The following is a 19,458-nucleotide window of genomic DNA, read 5'->3' as shown; positions in this document are numbered from 1 at the left end:
TTTAAAACGAGTTAGAAAAAGGATATTTAAATGAGCCAATTGTACGCAAGTCTATTTTACCAAACTGAGATCACTGCAATATTTAGTGATGAAGGAGTGGTGCGTTACATGTTGCAAGCAGAAGCAGCATTGGCTCAAGCTCAGGCAAAAGTGGGTGTGATTCCTGCTTCAGCGGCAGCAAATATTGTATACGTTGCCCAACAACGGGTGAATGAGATCATTGACTTTACTGCGCTTGCAAGTGCATCAGGACTTGCTGGAAACATTGCGATTCCCTTTGTGAAGCAATTGACGGCTGCGGTTAAAAAAGTCGATGAAGATGCTTCGCGCTATGTGCATTGGGGGGCGACAAGCCAAGACATTATTGATACTGCATGTGTTTTGCAGTGTCGTGATGGCTTAAATTTAATTGAGGCTAAACTCATCCAGGCGATAGCAGCAACTCGAAACTTGACCGAACGCTATCGTGACCAAGTCATGATTGGTCGGACATGGTTACAACAAGGCCTACCACTAACCTTTGGTCATAAAACTGCCCGCTGGTTAGCAAGTTTGCAACGTGATCTTGAACGTGTACAAGCACTTAAAAATTCTGCACTCACTGCACAATTGGGTGGAGCCGTTGGCACACTTGCGTCACTTATTGATCAAGGCAGTGCAGTTGTAAAGGCGTTTGCAACAGAACTTCAACTCAATTTCCCGGATTGTACTTGGCATGGTGAACGTGATCGTATTGTGGAAATAGCCCATGTGCTTGCCATAATTACAGGTAACTTGGGCAAGATGGCACGTGATTGGTCACTGATGATGCAAACCGAAATTGCAGAAGTGTTTGAACCAAGCGGAGCAGGGCGTGGCGGATCATCGACGATGCCGCATAAACGTAATCCTGTTGCAGCAGCATCAATTCTGGCAGCAGCTAATCGTGTCCCTGCACTCATGTCGAGTATCTATCAAAGTATGGTTCAGGAACATGAACGTAGTTTGGGGGCCTGGCATGCTGAGTGGCTGGCACTGCCTGAAATCTTCCAATTGTGTGCTGGTAGCCTGCAACGTGCGATAGAAGTTTTTGAGGGCCTGGAAGTACAGAAGGACAATATGTGCCGCAATCTAGAATGTACTCAGGGCTTAATTATGGCAGAAGCCCTCATGATGTCCTTGGCACCAAAGTTAGGCCGACTCAATGCCCATCATGTGGTTGAAGCCGCATGTAAACAGGCAGTTGCTGAACAGCGTCACTTATTAGATGTAGCACAAAATCATCCTGAAATTTTAGCTGTATTTAATTCGGAACAATTAAGCCAGATTTTTAATCCACAAAATTATTTAGGTAATACCCAGCAGCAGATCGATGCGGTATTGCAACGTGTTCAAGGAAAATAGCCATCATGACACTTATCAATAATCGTAATGGCCAACAATTGGCTGTTTACACTTTTGGTGATACCGCTCATCCAGCCCTTATTTTTTCGAACTCATTGGGTACAGATCACGGCATGTGGCAGGCTCAAGTTGCTGCATTTGCTGAAGACTACTTTGTGATCTGTTATGACACCCGCGGTCATGGTAAAAGTGCGGTCATTGAAAATAGCACACTGAGCAACTTAGCTAATGATGTCATTGATATTCTTGAGCACTTCAAAGTTGAAAAAGCGCATTTTTGTGGTATTTCGATGGGCGGAATCACTGGCCTGCAATTGGGTTTAATCGCGCCACAGCGTTTCCTGAGTATTACCATTGCCAATTCAGCCGCGAAGATTGGACAAGCTGAAGCATGGTTATCACGTGCAGATGCGGTCGAAGAAGAGGGATTGGCCGATATTGTCAGCACAACACACATCCGGTGGTTCAGCAACAAATTTGATTATATCCACGATCGCCTTGCACAGCAGACCATTCAAAGATTGTCAGTGATACCGCCGAAAGGCTATGCAGCATCTTGCCGCGCGCTTGCAAACGCAGACTTACGTGACCAAATTGCCAACATTGAAGTGCCATGTTTAGCACTATGTGGTGGCTTAGATCCGGTCACGACCGTGGCAGATGGTGAGTTTATGCAAGCGCATATACCGAACTGTGAGATTGCGGTGCTAGATGCTTCACATTTATCAAATATTGAGGCACCACAACAATTTAACCAAGTCCTTGCCGCGTTTATTGCAAAGCATTGATTTGAATTCAGCGTCATTATGGAATGAAGGTGTTCCTCAGACATTTTCACTCCGCCTTATCAGCGTTAAAGAGTGTATTGATCATGAATGATGAAGAACGTTACAAACAGGGAATAGAAGTGCGCACGGAAGTGTTAGGTGAAGCACATGTCGGACGCTCTTTGGAAAATTTAAATGACTTTAATGAAGACTTCCAAAACTTCATCAGTCGTTTTGCCTGGGGAGAAGTATGGTCACGTCCAGGTTTACCACGTCATACCCGTAGTCTGGTAACTATCGGTATTTTGCTCGCATTGGGTCGTGAAGCTGAGTTACGTATGCATATTCGTGCATGTTTTAACAATGGTGTTACCAAAGATGAGCTTAAAGAACTGTTTTTACATGCTTCTTTATATGCAGGTTTACCTGCTGCAAACGCTGCAATGCACATGGCAGAGGAAGTTTTTGTAGAACTTGGTATTGCACCGACCAAACTTAAATGACGGACGATTTTTTTAGGATTGAACAAGGAGAGATTCATGATTCAGAATCAACTAGGCGCTTATGCGCAACGTAATACGGATGATCATCCACCGGCCTACGCACCGGGTTATAAAACCAGTGTGCTTCGTTCGCCGAAAAATGCACTCATTTCAATTGCGCAAACCCTGACTGAAGTAACGGCACCACATTTCACTTCAGAACTTTTAGGGCCTAAAGACAATGACTTGATTTTGAACTATGCCAAAGAGGGTTTACCTGTTGGTGAACGTGTCATTATTCATGGTTACTTGCGTGACCAATTTGGTCGCCCGGTTAAAAATGCCCTGATTGAAGTCTGGCAGGCAAATGCCTCTGGTCGTTATCGTCATCCAAATGACCAATATATTGGTGCAATGGATCCTAACTTTGGTGGTTGTGGTCGTATGCTGACGGATGAAAATGGTTTTTTCATTTTCCGTACCATTAAACCGGGTCCATATCCATGGCGTAACCGAATCAATGAATGGCGTCCTGCACATATTCACTTCTCGGTCATGGCAGATGGCTGGGCACAACGTCTCATTTCGCAATTTTATTTTGAAGGCGATACTTTAATTGACAGCTGCCCAATTCTAAAAACGGTTCCTTCAGAACAGCAACGCCGTGCTTTGATTGCCTTGGAAGACAAGAGTAATTTCATTGAGGCTGACAGCCGTTGCTATCGCTTCGACATTACTTTACGTGGTCGCCGCGGAACTTATTTTGAAAATGAATTAACGTGATAAGGAGCATCATGATGAACGGTTGGAATTTTCAGGAATTACATGAAACACCATCTCAAACAGGTGGTCCATACGTCCATATTGGTCTGATGCCAAATCAGGCAGGTATTGAAGTATTTGAGCATAGTTTTAATAACCAATTGGTTAAAGCTGAAACTCAAGGTGAACGTATTCGCCTTGAAGGTCAGGTATTTGATGGCCTCGGTCTACCTTTACGTGATGTATTGGTCGAAATCTGGCAGGCAGATGCAAATGGTATTTACCCAAGCAAGGAAGATATTCAAGGTAAACAGGCTGATCCACATTTCTTTGGATGGGGCCGTGCGGCTGCAAACTTTGAAACAGGATTATGGAGCTTTGATACCATCAAGCCAGGTGCTGTACCTGGGCGTAAAGGCACTCTTCAGGCACCGCATATTGCTTTAGTCATTTTTGCACGTGGTATTAACTTAGGTTTACATACCCGTATTTATTTTGATGATGAGGCAGAAGCTAATACTAAAGACCCCTTGCTAAATGGAATTGAATGGGCGCCACGTCGTCAGACTTTAATTGCCAAACGTGAAGAACGTGATGGTGAAGTGGTTTATCGTTTTGATGTGCGTATCCAAGGCGATAATGAAACGGTATTCCTAGATATCTAAGCATGCGATAAAAAGTGGTAAAATGACAAAAGGTCAGCATTTGCTGACTTTTTTAGCGAGAGATATTTCAAGATAAATAACTTATGAAATGTCAACAGACCCTATTTAAATCATAAGGTTGATAGTTATTTTTGAATATATTTTTCTATAAAAAATTCATTAATATCATTAATTTCACAATTTAAAATATTTAAGATCCGAATTAAATGCTCTCGATCTTCGTCAGAGAGTACCTCTAAAATTTTTTCTTCTCGCTCTTTGGCTACTTGATACATTTTTTCATACATGATTAGACCAGCAGATGTGAGCATATTTTTTTTCACACGAGAATCTTTTTTATCTACTGTCATTTTAATATAACCACGTTCTTGGAGTTTTGCTAAAGAGCGACTCACAGCGCTCTTATCCAATCCAATAACATGACAAACTCTACTTGCAGGAATATTCTCTTCAACCGCTAAAAGAGAAAGTATGCGCCAATCCGTGACTCCCATATCAAATAAAAAAGCATACAATTGTGATGCACCATTCGACATCTTATTTGAAAAAAAGTTAATTAAAGCAGGAATATATCGATCTAATTGAAGTTTAAGTGAAGTATTCATACAGCGTGTATCAAAAAGTCTTTTAAGCACTTTAACATGGTTTGTTGATATATTGTTGTCATATCAACCAATTGGTTGACATGGCAACTAATTTGACCTATTTTTATTCATGTAGACCTTATTCTGTATCTATAAAGCTCGTATTTTTAAATCAGGATAATTGTGATTAAGGAAAGCATCAGAATCATTACAAAAAGGATGTAGTGCTATGAATAGTGGTCGTCAAATTAAGCTTGTAGATCAAGAAGTCTCAACAAGAAGTCCTTTCCCAAAAGATCAGTGGTATATCATCGCACTCTCTAAAGAGCTACGAGATAATTTACTTGGACGTAAAGTTTTAAATATTCCAATGGTTATCTTTAGAGATAAAGAGGGCAAAGCTATTGCACTAGAAGATCGCTGCTGCCATAGGGGGATGCCGTTATCCCAAGGACTTTTGGAGCAGGGGAAAATTCGCTGTAGCTACCATGGATTGCTATATGATGAAAATGGACAGTGTGTAGAGGTTCCAGGGCAAAATAGAATCCCTTCAAAAGCGAAAACCAAATCATTTTATCTTGAAGAAAAACAAGGTTTGATTTGGTTATGGTATGGAAAAGCAGAAAGAGTACCTCTCATAGGAGCACCAGATTACCCATATCATGATGATCCAGAATACTTATATGATGGAGACCGATATCATTATCAGGCACCTTACCAGCTCATTCATGATAATTTAATGGACTTAAGCCATTTAGCCTATGTTCATTTAAAAACTATTGGTGGTAATGCAAAAGCTCATATGAATGCGACCATGAAAACCAAAGTGATAGGTAATCAAGTCATAGTCACACGGCATATGCTCGAATCGGACCCACCGCCAACCTACAGTATGGCTTATCCGTTTAAAAATAAAATAGACCGTTGGCAAGAAATTGATTTTAGAGTTTCTCATATCCGTATTTGGACAGGAGCTATAGAAGCAGGTGATGACTCCCTGGAGAATCCAGATCGCAAAGGATTTCATATGAGAGGTTTTCATGCAATTACGCCTGAAACAGAGAATTCTTGTCATTATTTTTGGACTATGTCTACTAACCCTAAACATGACCGCGAACATATTGCAAAGCTAGTCATTGATCAGACAAAACAGACTTTTGATGAAGATAAAGAAGTGATAGAAAACCAGTACAAGAACCTAGAAGAGTTTAATCATCCAGAGATGATCGGTATACATATTGATGTGGGTTTGACCCATGCCCGACGAATCATTCAGTCTTTAATTTAAACGTTAAAATAATAAGCTTTATCTATATCTATTTATGCTAATTGCAACAGTAGGTTATTTAGTTTCTAGCCTGCTGTTGCAAATAAGCAACTAACCATTTGAATTAGATAAAATAGCTATGGTGATCAGCTAAATTTAAGGGGTTAATTTAAGAAAGAATAATAAAAGAGGCACTGGTTTTCGCAACCAGTTTATTATGTTGCCAGGCTTCACTTTCGATACTTAGAATTGTTTTTCCTTCTTTAATAAACCACGCTTTTGCCTGTACTTCACCGACTTCACATGGTCGAAAAAAATCCATCGATAAATTAATCGTCGCGGCAGGTTTTGAAGTCTGATTTAGTGCTGCCAAAATCCCCATAGCATCATCAAGCATAGCGCAAATCATACCGCCTTCGATGCTACCGCGCGGATTGGTAAAGCTCTCGAGCGCAATGTAGTTCACGGTAAGTTGACGTCTTTCAGCATCCCATTGAATATTATGTCCCCCCAATAAATGATGAATTGGTGGGAGATGTTCCAGAATCTTGTTTTCCATAGTGATGAATCCTTCAATCTTTACAAATACTTATTTTTTCTCATTCTTTTATTTTAAGGTAAATGCATCATAAATCACCGCCTTACCTAAACGCATTGCACTGCCTACAGCTACGGTTTGGTTTAACCAGGCATATTGGGGTGCACTGGTCTCGAATTGCATAGTCAACTTGAAATAATACTGACTTGGATCGACATCTTTACCTGTACTTAACTGTTTCAAAATTTCAGGTGAAGCATGTCGGTAACCTTTAGTCTGTAAATAAATCAATGCGCCGTCATCAGTTTTCAAAAGATATCGTGTATCGATAATCGCTAGGCCTTTGCTATCTACGATTTGCCAGTCTGCGCCATTGTTGAGAATACGTCCTCTAAATGAAGGACCTTCAAAAGTGCCGCCAGTAATCGGAATAATCCGTCTTTGTCCCATATCCGCCGTTTTGCCTAACTCCCAAACTGGAGCATTTAATTCAACCTTGAAAGTGGCCAAGGGTTCAAGTTTAAGTGGTGGAGGCGAAAACTGTGTATCTGCATAACTGAGTACAGATAGATTTAGGCCGATCCAAATGCCAAATAAATATTTCATTTATCATCCTTTAAAATAAAAAAGGCTCTAAAAACTAGAGCCTTTGAAGGTGTTATTTAAATTTCCATGTGTAATCAATATTGATACGGGTTTCATTAGCCGGTTTAATATTGGCAGTAATCGGCATATCATTATCATAAATTGCATAACGTGCACGTAGCCCAAGGTTTTTCAGTGGGCCATTTTGCACGGTATAGCCTATATCAAAGTCGAGTTCATCTTCCTCAAAATCGGTGCCTCCGAGTTGCGGCGCATAAATATTGCTACCATGGGTATAACGAGTCATAAAACGTAAACCCGGAACATAATCTTTAAAGTCATATTCATAACGGGCACTATAAACACGTTCTTTGGCATTTAAGAATTCGCCGGTCCATGTATCGATGGTTAAGCCTGTTTCACCGCCAGTTAGATAAGGAAAGGCCGTGTCACCTAGATGATGGAAAGTCGAAAGAATAAATTTATGGTTTTGATGCTTTAGCTCTGAGTGGCTATGGATTAGATTATTATCTACTTTACCTGCTTTGGCAGCACCATCAGCATCACTCATATAATAACGTAGCTGGCTGGTCAGTGCGGTATCCTCATTAAAGGCATGCTTGTAGGTGACGCCCAATAATGATTGATGATACAGATCTTCGACATCCATATGGAAGGCTGTCAGTTTTAGCGGATAATTGTTGAGATCATAATGGCCACCAAGATAGTACAAATGATCTGTTTCAACCGATCTATAACGGCCGTTTACCCCAGAGATTTTAATGTTTTCATAATTGGTCGAATCACGGTGATTGACCTTGTCAATATAGGATGCTTGTAAATCGAGACCCTGCACATCTTTAGACTGAACTGCAACCCCACGATAGGTTTGAGGTAACAGGCGCGCAGGGGAACCGACAAGTACTGGTGTCATCGGTTGTAATGTACCGATGCGGACTTCAGTTTGAGCAACTTTGGCTTTAGCCGTGATCCCAATTTCCCCATATTGATCTGCTGGCTCATTTGTTCTGGCATTACGTGGTAGGTTTCCTGTACCACCATACTTTGCATCGCCATCCAGCTTAAACCCAGCAGTGGCCAAAATGTCGATACCAAATCCAATAGGACCTTGGGTATAACCTGACTGAGCTTTGAAAATAAAACCTTGACTCCAGTCCCGGAGTGCCGGATAGCGGTTTTCAACCTGGAAATCGCGATCAAAGTAGAAGTTGCGAGCCGTTAAATCCACTTTACTTTGCTCAATAAAACTATTGGCAAAAGCAGGTGTAGTTAAAAGTAAAAACGGTGTGATCCATAAATTTTTCATCATTATTTCATCCTGAAACATTATTGAAAATATTGTTTTTAAGTCATGCGTGTTTTATTTCCCCAAGAGTTCGCGTGCTACGATCTCCTTCATAATTTCATTGGTTCCCCCATAAATTTTTTGCACACGCGCATCGACGAAGAAGCGCGAAATTGGATATTCCTGCATATAGCCGTAGCCCCCAAACAGTTGCAGGAGCTGGTCAATGACTTCACATTGGGTGTCAGTAATAAAACATTTCAATGCGGCCACTTCAGTCACACTTAGGACATCTTTGCTATATAGATCTTTACAGCGTTCTACAAATGCTTCAGCTGCAAGTGCTTTAATTTGCGCTTGCGCAAGCACAAAACGTGTATTCTGGAATTGCGATAAAGCTTGACCAAAGGCTTTACGTTCAAGTACATACTCTTTGGTAATGTCGATAGCACCTTGGATTGCCCCAAGTGCCATGAGTGAAATACTGAGGCGTTCGCGTGGGAGTTCTTGCATCAGATAGCTAAAACCATGGCCTTCTTGACCCAAAAGTTGATTTTTAGGTACATGAACTTGGTCGAAAAACAGTTCAGCAGTGTCTTGGGCATGTAGTCCAATTTTGTTCAGGCTGCGTCCTTTTTTCACTCCATCTAAATGAGCATCAACGAGAAAAATGGAAATGCCTTTGGCTTGTGCTTGCGGGTCAGTTTTTGCAACCAGTATGATTAAGTCGGCATGATGTCCATTGGAAATAAAGGTTTTAGAACCGTCTACCACATAATGATCGCCATCTAAAATGGCCTGGGTACGAATTGCTTGTAAATCTGAACCAGCATTGGCTTCGGTCATTGCGATCGCGGTGACTACCTCACCCGAGACCATCTTGGGTAACCAATATTGTTTTTGTTCTTCGCTACCAATATTTTGGATATAAGGGGAGACAAGTTCGCTTTGTCCTCCAATACTGACTGCCAAGGCAGTAAAACCGGCTTTAGCAGTTTCCTGGACCAACATTTGTGAATAATGGATTGGTGCACCAAATCCCCCGTACTCTTCAGGGACATCAACACATAAAAAGCCGTTTTCCCCGAGCTTGTGCCATAATCCACGTGGGATTAAGCCTTGTTCTTCCCAAGTTTCATAAAATGGTGCAACATGTTCTGCTAAAAAACGTTGATAATTATCACGAAATAGCTCGAAATCACTATCTTTTTGCATAGAATTATCCTTAATTTGGATGCAACTGCCCAAGCAGCGCTATAAAAAGCACTGCTAAATTCAGGGTAAGGGCTTATTGTTTAAGGGTTGGAATACGAATAATTAGTGGATTATTAACGTGTTTTTCATAAAGCTCCTGCACCATGGCAGCACGACGTTTTAAAATGCCACTCTGATTTAAGTTGCCTTTGTCAGTGGTTTCTCCGGCATCCAGCTGTGGAGCTTCTATCATTAAATACAGCATTGATACGGTATTTGAACTGCCAGTAGCGTCTTTATTGAAGTCCACCAGAAATTGTTTAAACCATTGCTGCACTTTAGGGTGGCTCAACACTTCTTGGGCCGTCGTATGTTTAAGATCTAAACCGGCATATTCAGCACAAGCTGAAAGTTTCGGAAAAATCAGAAAACCAATCGCATTCAGGTTAGAACCGGTAATGCAGACATCTTGAATCAGTAGATTACCATTAATCAGGACTTTATTGCGTAAGGTGCCTACATTCACAAAGGTGCCGGTATTAAGTTTAAAGTCTTCGGCAATACGTCCGTCATACATGAGACCTTGGCTTGGATCATTTGGATCAACAAGCTTTACGGCATCGCCAGTACGGTAAAACCCTTCTTCATCAAAGATATTGGCTTGTTGTTCTTGAGGCAGACGCCAATAATGTTTCATGACATTTTTGCCACGAACACAAAATTCAAGTTTATCGCCACATGGTGCCAGTTTGACTTCACAGCCCGGCGCTGGATAGCCAATAAAGCCTGCCATGACTTTAGGACCTGTAGTAAATACACAAGATGGCGCGGTTTCTGTCATGCCTAAGCCACTCATAATACGGATTCGTTCACCGCAATGGGCTTGTGCAATCTGATCTAGACGGTTCCAACCTGCTTCAGATAGTGCAGCTCCAGCAAAAAACAATACTTTGACACGGCTAAAGAATTTTTCACGGAGTTCAGCATCCTGTTCAAGTGCTACCGTGATTTCTTCCCAACCTTTCGGTACATTTAAATATACCGTTGGTGAAATTTCTTTCAGGTTACGAATGGTTTCTTCCATTTTCCCCGGGACCGGTTTGCCATCATCAATATAAATCGTGCCGCCATTGTAAAGTGCGATTCCGACATTATGGCTACCGCCGAAGGTATGATGCCATGCCAACCAATCGACCAAAATCGGTGGTGTATCTTCAAATTCTGGGAAAGTTTGCAGCAACATTTGCTGATTGGTGCAGAGCATCAAATGTGTGGTCGGCACGGCCTTTGGCATTTTGGTCGAGCCAGAGGTAAATAAAAATTTGGCAATTTGATGTTCATCAATCGTGGCATAATGAGCTTTGATATCATTGATTTCAGAATCAAGCAGTGTTGCAAAGGAGGTACATGCTTGACCACCACACTGACCGGATGTGGTGACTACTTCAATATCATCAGCATTACGGCAATGCTCAATGGCAGTCGCAAAAGCATTCCCATCATTTGCAAAAACTAAACCAGGTGTAAGGACATCAAAGATATGTTTGAGTTTGCCAAAATCTTTGGAAATTAAAGAATAAGCTGGGGAAACCGCGGAGAAAGGAATCCCTGCAAGCATTGCCCCCATGGATAAGGTGAGGTGTTCGAGATCGTTACCAGACAAAATAACAATGGGACGTTCGGTCGATAAATGCGGATATTGTTTTAAGCTTTGGGCGATACGCCATGCACGATTCGCAGTTTCTGCATATGTCAGTTCAATCCATTGACCTGAACTATCACGTTTAGCAGCGAAGACACGGTTTGGGTATGTTTCTGCGTACTGTAATAAACGATCGGTCAATTTTTGCGGATAAGGCTTAAGTTGTTCTTTGGGAGAAATGTATAAGACGTCATTCTTATATTCAACATGTGTTTCATGACTGCCTAATTTAACAAATCGTTCAGGATACTTATGTGATTGAACTGTCATGTGTGCCATTGTTATTACTCCATGTATTTTTATCTATTCTTTTTCAACGAAAAGAGTTGACTTCATGTCAACTCTCTTACTTTCGTTAAATTGGGTAGTGGCGTGGGCTGGTTTGTATGGTCACCCAACGTAATTCAGTAAACTCAGCCACAGAAACTTTACTGCCAAATCGTCCATAACCACTTTGTTTGACACCACCAAATGGCATTTGTGCTTCATCATGTACAGTGGCACCATTGATATGGCAGATACCGGATTCAATCCGTTTTGCTACGGCAAGCGCCTGTGCTAAATCTTGGCTAAACACGGCTGCTGACAAACCAAATTCAGAATCATTTGCCAATTCTACGGCGTCATCAACTGTTTTAAAGCGTTGTACTGTGCAGACAGGACCGAACGATTCTTCGGCATAAATCTGCATTTCTTTGGTGACATCAACCACTATTGTAGGTTGCATAATAGCACCTTCGATGTCCAAACCAAGTGGTAAATTTGCACCTTTTTCACGTGCATCTTCAATTAACTTCCCAATACGTGCAGCTGCTTTTAAGCTTTCCAGTACACCAAGTGGGGCATCACTCTCAAGTGGATTGCCAGCGCGAATAGTTTTGACCTTCGCCACGAGTTTTTTGATAAAGGAATCAGCAATTTTTTCATCAACAAGAACACGTTCTGTCGACATACAGATTTGACCCTGGTTAAAGAATGCACCGAAGGTCACGGCATTGACCGCTTCATCGATGTCAGCTTGATCAAGCACAATTACAGGTGCTTTCCCACCAAGTTCGAGCAGAACCGGTTTTAAATATTTTGCCGCTGTTTCAGCAATAATTCGGCCCACATGGGTTGAACCGGTAAAATTAATACGCTTGGTTAGTGGGTGGCTAATTAAGCGTTCTACAATTTGAGGAGCATCTTGGGCCGCATGGGTGATGACATTGACTACCCCATCTCCAATCCCTGCTTCATGTAACACTTCACCAATCAGACGATGTGTTGCAGGGCATGCTTCAGAAGCTTTAAGAACCACAGTGTTACCGCAGGCAAGAGGCATTGCTAAAGCACGTGTGGCAAGAATCACAGGGGCATTCCATGGTGCCATCCCGACGATAACACCACAGGGTACGCGAATGCCCATCGCCATGTTGCCCGGCACATCTGATGGAATAATACTGCCATCAATTTGTGTGGTCATAGCTGCAGCTTCACGTAGCATATTGGCTGCAAGGTGAACATTAAAACCATACCACGTTGCAGTTGAACCTATTTCATGAATCGCAGTCTGAATAAATTGTTCAGTTTTTTGATCCATCAGGTCGGCCGCTTTAAGCAGTTTTAAACGACGGTCTGTTGGAGAAAGGGCAGACCATGATTTAAATGCCTCGTGTGCGGATTCGATCGCACGATCAACATCCGATAAAGTTGCAGCAGCACTAATTGAAGCAACTGAGCCATCGATCGGACTGATTCTTTCAAAAGTTTGTCCTGAACTTGCTGCAACGGATTGACCGTGAATAAGTAACTGTACGTTTTGCATGGCAAATGTTTCCTTACATGTCCATCATGACGAATGTGAATTGATACTGCTTAAGCAGGGCGTTTGTAAGCTTGAAGACCTGGCTTAATTGACTTGTCATCAAGGAATTGCTTCAGACCTTGTTCACGACCACCTTCATCATCACGATGATTACATTGATCCAGTTTTGCGTATAAATAATCTTCGTTTTGTTCCCAAGTTAGTTCACGGCAACGTTTGAAACCATTTTTCGCAGTACGCAGTACAACTGGATTTTTCTCAAGTAAGTTGTTGGCAAGTTCAGTTACTTCAGCACGAAGTTGAGCAAGTGGAACACTTTTATTGACTAAGCCCATATTGGCAGCTTCAACACCTGAGAAGGTCTTGCCAGTCATGATGTAGTACATCGCAGTACGGTGGCCAACTGTATCCGCCATTGCTTTGCTTACAAGGTTACCTGGTGGGATGCCCCAGTTAATTTCAGATAAACCAAAAGTAGCTTCGTCTGCAGCAATGGCAAGATCACAGGCAACCAGAGGAGAGAAGCCACCACCAAAACACCAACCGTTCACCATCGCAATTGTTGGTTTTGAATAGAAACGAAGTAAATGCCATTGCCAGCGAGATGCATCACGGCGAATACGTTCTTGGAAGATCTCCGGTTGATTATCAACTTCGCGGAAATATTCTTTCAAATCCATACCTGCTGTCCATGAATCACCAGCGCCAGTCAAAACAAGTACTTTTGCTGCAGGGTCAAGTTCTAAGGTTTCAAGTACATCTATCATTTCTTTATTGAGTGTTGGACTCATTGCATTTTTCTTTTCTGGGCGATTTAAAGTAACCCATGCAATACCTGCATCAACTTGTACATCAACAGTTTCCCAGCGGTTTTGATAAGACATGTGTTGCTCCTTAATGTTCGTTTTATGTCCTGATAGGATTTAATTTAATATCAGTTAAACTTACATTCAAGTCTTATTTTGCATTTTTTAAAAATAATTTATAAGGCCATGTAATTTAATAAAATAAATATTTAAATTGTAAAAATATAAAAATACATATTGATTAAATTATAAGTTTAGGTGATATTTTTTGAATTGCTTAGGACGGAAAGCAATACATAGGAAGTGTATGAATTAAAAAATTCTAAAAGGACAATAACGAATGGAAAATAGTGTAAGTAGCAAAGGTAAAGCTACGCTTACACTCGTATTGTGTTTTGCAATTGCAGTGTTTGAGGGTTTTGATCTTCAATCGATGGGCGTTGCAGCACCACGGATGCGAGCGGAGTTTGGCTTGGACAATGCCCAAATGGCATGGGCATTTAGTGCAGCAATTTTGGGAACCTTACCAGGCGCAATCATTGGTGGACGGTTTGCAGACAAAATCGGGCGTAAAGCAGTTTTGTTAACAAGTATTTTAGTTTTTGGTGTTATGTCGGTGTTAACTGCCTATGCAGCAGACTATACCTTGTTACTGATTATTCGTTTCTTGACCGGTCTTGGGATGGGCGGTGCATTGCCAATGATGATTATTATGGCATCGGAAGCTGTGTCGGAGAAACATAAAGGGATTGCTGTCAGTATTATGTACAGTGGTATTCCATTTGGCGGTATGTTGACCTCATTTGTCGCGATGGCACTTGCAGGTGATGCGCAGTGGCGGCATATCTTCTATGTCGGTGGTTTTGCCCCGATTTTATTAATTCCTTTATTAATTAAATTCTTACCTGAATCGAAAGACTATTTGACAGCAGCGAAGCAAAAAACTTCGACACCATTCTTTGAAGTGCTGTTTGCCAAAGAACGTCGTTTCTCTACCATTCAGATCTGGGTCAGTTTCTTCTTTACCCTTGTGGTGCTGTACTTCCTGCTCAACTGGTTACCTCTGTTAATGGGTGCACAAGGCCTAGGTAAGACGGAAGCAAACTATGTTCAGATTGGCTATAATATTGGCGGTATATTTGGTTCGATTTTAATGGGCGTCTTGCTAGATAAAATTCGAATGAGTACTACGGTCAAACTGATTTACATTGGTATTCTAGTCTCGCTGTGTTGTCTGGCTATTTCACCAACCGTGGCATTACTTGTATTATCTGCTGTCGGATGTGGTCTATTTATTGTCGGTGGTCAGTCTGCATTGTATGGTCTTGCAGCCATGTTCTACCCAACTGAAATGCGTGGAACAGGGGTTGGTGCAGCAGTTGCAGTTGGTCGAATTGGTTCTTTTGCCGGGCCTCTTTTCGCAGGTATGCTGTTATCGCTCGGTTCAAGTTCAGCGATGGTCATTGGTGCAAGTATTCCACTGATTTTAATGGCAATGATCGCAGCGTTACTTTTGGTTCGTAAATCAAAAGTTTCACGGCAGGTCCCTGTATTAAATACATCAACTCAAACTCAGTAATGTGATGACTTAAGTATGGCCGAATTGGCCATACTTTTTAATGGTTAGAATTTAAGGTTGAATTAAGTATTATGGAACATCAGTTAAATCAACTGCCAACCCTGAGCTATATGATAGCTCGTGTTGATCGTATTATTAGTAAATTACTGAATGAACGCCTAAAGCCTTTAGATATTACTTTGCCTCAGTTCACGGCATTGTCAGTACTCGCAGCAAAAGGAAATCTCTCCAATGCCAAACTGGCGGAGCGTTCTTTTATCAAACCCCAATCGACTAATAAAATTCTACAGGATTTATTAAGTAGCGGCTGGATTAGTAAGGAATCGGACCCATCTCATGGTCGTCGTATTCTTGTCAATGTCACTCAAGCAGGGTTAAATAAATTAAGCGAGTGTCGGGCAGTCGTTCAGGAACTGGAACAAACGATGCTAAAAGGCGTGGATATTAATCTGGCCTTTTTGATCAGGAATAATCTTGAAATCATGGCCATTAATTTACAGCATTTTCAGGAAGGATAATTTTCTATATCATCAGGTCGGATTTGAGTTCGTCTAGCTACTTTTCAATGTCTATTCTTGAGGAAGCAATAACTTAATAAGCTGAATAGGATCTTCATGACTTCTGTTGAATTATTTTCATGCACCCGGTAGCATCAGTACACATATTATAAATGAGTAAGTCCATGTCATCAGGTCAGCAAGTACTGATTGAACTTAGAAAAATGATTATTTCAGGTGAAATTCCGGGCGGTGCTCGCATGGCTGAAATTCCAACAGCAGAAATGCTTGGAGTTTCACGTCAACCGGTGCGTATGGCATTTAAACTGCTTGAGCAAGAAGGATTATTATTAAAAAATCCAACCCGCGGCTATACAGTTAGAGAAATTTCTCCCAAGTTGATTCAGGATGCACTTGAGGTGCGAGGAGTGCTTGAAGGCCTGGCAGCAAAAAAACTGGCAGAAAAAGGGCTAAGTACGCAGCAAAAAGATCAGCTAATGCAGTGCATTACTCAAATAGAGCCAATATTTAAAAAAACTGAACTAAGTAATGAGGATATTGAAATCTATCATTATTACAATACCATTTTTCATAATACGATTATTCAAGGCTCAGATAATATCGCTATTGTGCAGGCTCTGAGTAAGAATAATCAGCTACCCATGGCTTCTGCCCAAGCCTTAACTTATGATAAAAATAATCCCCTCTCAGAAATTCGCCGTCTGCATCATGCCCATATTCAACACTGTGCCATTTTCAATGCTTTAAAAAATCGTGATTCAGCACGAGCAGAGAGTCTGATGCGTGAACATAGCCATGTAGTCACTCTGGGCGATATGATGCGTTCTATTTTTAATTCACATGCGCATTCCTAAGGTTAAGCCTTTTCTTTAAATAAAAAATCCCTTCTGAGGGTGCAGAAGGGTGGAAAGTGGAGAAAGATTAAACTGCTAGTTCTAATGAGATAGCAGTTTTTTATTTTTTAAAGATCAATAACTAGCATTTTAGATTTTGCACGCGAGCAGCATGGAGTAAATTGATCTTGTGCCGCCTGTTCTTCTTCAGTTAAATACATATCCCGGTGGTCAATTTCACCCTCTACTACCTTCACTAAACAGGTACCACAAATACCCTGTTCGCAAGAAACAGGAATACTTACCCCAGCAGCTTCAAGTGCTTGTACAGCTGTTTGGTCTTGTGCAACATGGATCAGTTGGCCGGTTTTTTTAACTTTAATATTGAAACTACCATCTTCACTGGTATCAATTGCTGGAGCACTAAAGTGTTCTTTATGAATATGCGTCTCAGGCCAGGATTGCTGTTGGGCAGTCTGGATCACGAAATCCATAAAACCTTGTGGACCACATACATAAACATGATGTGCTAAGTCAGACTGAGCAAGCGCACTTAGTAAGTTGCAATGTGTGGCGGCTTCATCATCAATGTGCAGATGAACTGAATCACCTAGAAGATTGAGATCCTCATGAAAAGCCACTGCCGAACGGGTTTTAACAAAGTAAAACAGTTTGAAAGATTTTTTCAGTCGTTTTAACTCTTTGGCCATTGCCAGAATTGGTGTAATCCCAATCCCGCCTGCACATAGGACTGCATGTTCAAGCTCTGTATTCAGCTCAAACAGGTTACGGGGTTCACTAATCTGAATGCGTTGCCCCACCTGTAACTGTTCATGCATAAAGCGTGAGCCACCACGTGAGTTTGGATCATTCAGTACACCAATTACATAGCGGTGCTGTTCACTGCTGCAATTCGCCAAGGAATATTGGCGTATTAAGCCTTCGCCCATATATACATCAATATGGGCACCTGCTTTAAAAGGAGGTAGAGGCTCCCCATTACAACTCATGAGCTCAAATGAATTTATTTGAGAATTGTGTTGATGGATCTGATGAATGGTCACTTCCATGTGAGTGCCGCTCCTAAAATTTAAAAAATCAAAATACTGTTCTAAAACTTTAACTATTTAACCAAGCGTGACTGACGGAATCTGCTCTTTGCCTGCAATCTCGTTAACCTGTTCTTGGCTAATCAGACGATCAATCACTTTGCGTGCTTGCACTCCGCCTGCATCAATATTCAGCATCAGCAACTTGCGGTCAGGATAGCGGAGCAGGTTTTGTTGTTGCTGTTCCAGCATGTCCAGATCTTCAGAGAAAATCTTGCCTTGTCCTTCACGGATCTGATCTGTCAGTTCCGCATTCTCTGGCTGGAAGTGACGGGCCATACCCCAGAAATACCAGTGAGAGGTTTCTGTTTCAGGCGTAATAAAGTCCACCACAATAGAAGATACTTTATGCTCGGCAGCTGCCTGATAGCCACCTTTACCTGCATGTGCTACGCCAACTTCAATATGAACATTACTTGGCGCAAAGAAATGACAGATCTGCCAGCGGTCTACCGGAACATCATCAGCCAGATTGTTGCCTCTTAATGCCATTTGCCAGAATGGAGGTGCATAGATATTTTCCATATGGCGTTCTGTAATGACATGATCCCCATCTATACGAGTAGTAGGTGCTGCTTCATCAATTTCTTTTTGTCCAATACTGGCTGAGTGAACATAAGTTTCATGAGTAAGATCCATTAGATTGTCAATCATCAGACGATAATCGCAATTGATGTGGAACAATCCACCACCATATGCCCATTCAGGATTATCTGCCCATTCAAGTTCAGGTAACTGATCTTCACTTGCAAGTGATTGGTCACCTGGCCATACCCAGATAAAACCGAATTTCTCTACAACACTGAAACTCTTATTACATGGAAAACCACGAACACGCTGTCCAGGCATAGCAACTGTCTTGCCATCACAGCCCATAACTAAGCCGTGATAACCACAAACTAGATTGCCATCCTCTACAAAGCCTAAAGAGAGTGGAGCACCGCGATGTGGGCAGAAGTCTTCTACTGCATAGACCTTATTTTCTTTACCACGATAAAACACCATCTTTTCACCACAGATCTGACGACCTAATGGCTTTTCGATAACTTCTTCAGGACGCGCTGCCACATACCAAGCATTTTTAATGAACATATTCTGATCTCCTTATCAATTGGATCCAATTTATGACTATTGATGCGAATAGTCAATATAAAATGTACAATAAAAGTATAAATTGGATCCATTTATAATATTGAGGGGTAAAATCTGTTTTTATGATTTACTGATGCGTAACTAGTTTCTTTAAGAAATACAACTTGTGAAAAATTGTTTTAAACTCTTTATGGTTGCTATCTTGAGCAGATTAAGGATTCTGCCTAGTGTGAAGCATGGGAGAGTGAGTGCTATTAAAGACGTTCCTGTAAAGGGAAATAGTATAATTGCACAATTTGTGGTAAGAACTATTTACTATTACCCAGTATTATTATGAAGATTTGCAAGTGATTGTGATCTTGTATAGATGCTCCGATTGCCTGAAAACTCATGCAGGGGGGCAATCAATAAGTAAGATATAAAATAGATAATATTTATACGGTATTTTTTACGGTATATGTTATTAAGAATTAATTTTT

At 41.3% G+C, this 19,458-nt stretch carries 19 protein-coding genes; 9 read left to right on the top strand and 10 right to left on the bottom strand.

Going from position 1 to position 19,458, the window contains the following annotated elements:
* Nucleotides 1–30 precede the first annotated feature (30 nt).
* The 5 genes from MWG72_RS14460 (at nt 31) to pcaG (ending at nt 4,059) form a co-directional block, all read left to right on the top strand.
* Entirely contained in the window at nt 31–1,383 is a 1,353-nt protein-coding gene (locus MWG72_RS14460; protein ID WP_247144344.1) for a 3-carboxy-cis,cis-muconate cycloisomerase, read from the top strand.
* Between the two features lie 5 nt (nt 1,384–1,388).
* Nucleotides 1,389–2,171: an alpha/beta fold hydrolase gene (locus MWG72_RS14455; RefSeq protein ID WP_276520299.1), complete on the top strand. Its 783-nt coding sequence runs from the start codon at nt 1,389–1,391 to the stop codon at nt 2,169–2,171.
* 83 nt (nt 2,172–2,254) lie between these two features.
* Nucleotides 2,255–2,653: a 4-carboxymuconolactone decarboxylase gene (gene pcaC / locus MWG72_RS14450; RefSeq protein ID WP_004892353.1), complete on the top strand. Its 399-nt coding sequence runs from the start codon at nt 2,255–2,257 to the stop codon at nt 2,651–2,653.
* A gap of 36 nt (nt 2,654–2,689) precedes the next feature.
* Nucleotides 2,690–3,415 carry a protocatechuate 3,4-dioxygenase subunit beta gene (pcaH, locus tag MWG72_RS14445; RefSeq protein WP_247144343.1) on the top strand — a complete coding sequence of 242 codons (726 nt, stop codon included), beginning with the start codon at nt 2,690–2,692 and terminating at the stop codon, nt 3,413–3,415.
* Nucleotides 3,416–3,429: 14 nt separating this feature from the next.
* On the top strand, nt 3,430–4,059 hold the full coding sequence (gene pcaG / locus MWG72_RS14440; RefSeq protein WP_247144342.1) for a protocatechuate 3,4-dioxygenase subunit alpha: 630 nt from the start codon (nt 3,430–3,432) through the stop codon (nt 4,057–4,059).
* Nucleotides 4,060–4,184: 125 nt separating this feature from the next.
* Here pcaG and MWG72_RS14435 read toward each other — a convergent pair whose 3' ends face one another.
* Nucleotides 4,185–4,664, bottom strand: coding sequence for a MarR family winged helix-turn-helix transcriptional regulator (locus MWG72_RS14435; protein WP_247144341.1), 480 nt, complete (start codon nt 4,662–4,664; stop codon nt 4,185–4,187).
* A gap of 208 nt (nt 4,665–4,872) precedes the next feature.
* On the opposite strand from MWG72_RS14435, the gene MWG72_RS14430 reads away from it, so the two are divergent.
* Nucleotides 4,873–5,931 (top strand): aromatic ring-hydroxylating oxygenase subunit alpha, encoded by a 1,059-nt coding sequence (locus MWG72_RS14430; protein WP_247144340.1) that lies wholly within the window; start codon nt 4,873–4,875, stop codon nt 5,929–5,931.
* 148 nt (nt 5,932–6,079) lie between these two features.
* On the opposite strand, the gene MWG72_RS14425 is transcribed toward MWG72_RS14430, so the two are convergent.
* From MWG72_RS14425 to MWG72_RS14395, 7 genes are all read right to left on the bottom strand, one after another.
* Nucleotides 6,080–6,469: a PaaI family thioesterase gene (locus MWG72_RS14425; RefSeq protein WP_004892368.1), complete on the bottom strand. Its 390-nt coding sequence runs from the start codon at nt 6,467–6,469 to the stop codon at nt 6,080–6,082.
* Between the two features lie 48 nt (nt 6,470–6,517).
* Nucleotides 6,518–7,054 carry a DUF3237 domain-containing protein gene (locus tag MWG72_RS14420; protein WP_004892370.1) on the bottom strand — a complete coding sequence of 179 codons (537 nt, stop codon included), beginning with the start codon at nt 7,052–7,054 and terminating at the stop codon, nt 6,518–6,520.
* Nucleotides 7,055–7,106: 52 nt separating this feature from the next.
* Entirely contained in the window at nt 7,107–8,360 is a 1,254-nt protein-coding gene (locus MWG72_RS14415) for an OprD family porin (protein ID WP_247144349.1), read from the bottom strand.
* A gap of 54 nt (nt 8,361–8,414) precedes the next feature.
* A complete protein-coding gene (locus MWG72_RS14410) occupies nt 8,415–9,554 on the bottom strand; it encodes an acyl-CoA dehydrogenase family protein (RefSeq protein ID WP_247144339.1) in 1,140 nt (379 codons plus the stop codon).
* 73 nt (nt 9,555–9,627) lie between these two features.
* The gene (locus MWG72_RS14405) at nt 9,628–11,514 is read right to left on the bottom strand and encodes a feruloyl-CoA synthase (RefSeq protein ID WP_247144338.1); all 1,887 of its coding nucleotides are present in this window, start codon (nt 11,512–11,514) and stop codon (nt 9,628–9,630) included.
* A gap of 76 nt (nt 11,515–11,590) precedes the next feature.
* Nucleotides 11,591–13,042 (bottom strand): aldehyde dehydrogenase, encoded by a 1,452-nt coding sequence (locus MWG72_RS14400; RefSeq protein WP_247144337.1) that lies wholly within the window; start codon nt 13,040–13,042, stop codon nt 11,591–11,593.
* Between the two features lie 50 nt (nt 13,043–13,092).
* Nucleotides 13,093–13,926, bottom strand: a complete 834-nt coding sequence (locus MWG72_RS14395) for a p-hydroxycinnamoyl CoA hydratase/lyase (protein WP_004892382.1) — start codon at nt 13,924–13,926, stop codon at nt 13,093–13,095.
* Nucleotides 13,927–14,188: 262 nt separating this feature from the next.
* Between MWG72_RS14395 and mhpT the strand changes: the two genes are divergently transcribed.
* The 3 genes from mhpT to MWG72_RS14380 all read left to right on the top strand — a co-directional run bounded on the left by mhpT (nt 14,189) and on the right by MWG72_RS14380 (nt 16,799).
* Entirely contained in the window at nt 14,189–15,427 is a 1,239-nt protein-coding gene (gene mhpT, locus MWG72_RS14390) for a 3-(3-hydroxy-phenyl)propionate transporter MhpT (RefSeq protein ID WP_114541911.1), read from the top strand.
* Nucleotides 15,428–15,498: 71 nt separating this feature from the next.
* Nucleotides 15,499–15,945, top strand: a complete 447-nt coding sequence (locus MWG72_RS14385) for a MarR family winged helix-turn-helix transcriptional regulator (RefSeq protein WP_004892388.1) — start codon at nt 15,499–15,501, stop codon at nt 15,943–15,945.
* Nucleotides 15,946–16,109: 164 nt separating this feature from the next.
* Nucleotides 16,110–16,799, top strand: coding sequence for a GntR family transcriptional regulator (locus MWG72_RS14380; RefSeq protein ID WP_004892390.1), 690 nt, complete (start codon nt 16,110–16,112; stop codon nt 16,797–16,799).
* A 107-nt stretch (nt 16,800–16,906) separates the two neighbouring features.
* On the opposite strand, the gene MWG72_RS14375 is transcribed toward MWG72_RS14380, so the two are convergent.
* Both MWG72_RS14375 and MWG72_RS14370 read right to left on the bottom strand, forming a co-directional pair.
* The gene (locus MWG72_RS14375; protein WP_004892393.1) at nt 16,907–17,848 is read right to left on the bottom strand and encodes a PDR/VanB family oxidoreductase; all 942 of its coding nucleotides are present in this window, start codon (nt 17,846–17,848) and stop codon (nt 16,907–16,909) included.
* Between the two features lie 57 nt (nt 17,849–17,905).
* Nucleotides 17,906–18,979 (bottom strand): aromatic ring-hydroxylating dioxygenase subunit alpha, encoded by a 1,074-nt coding sequence (locus MWG72_RS14370; protein ID WP_075168017.1) that lies wholly within the window; start codon nt 18,977–18,979, stop codon nt 17,906–17,908.
* Nucleotides 18,980–19,458 lie beyond the last annotated feature (479 nt).

The organism is Acinetobacter lwoffii, assembly GCF_022967985.1.
GTDB lineage: Bacteria > Pseudomonadota > Gammaproteobacteria > Pseudomonadales > Moraxellaceae > Acinetobacter.
The sequence above is the reverse complement of the archived record's forward strand: the minus strand, read 5'-3'. Positions and strand labels throughout refer to the sequence as shown.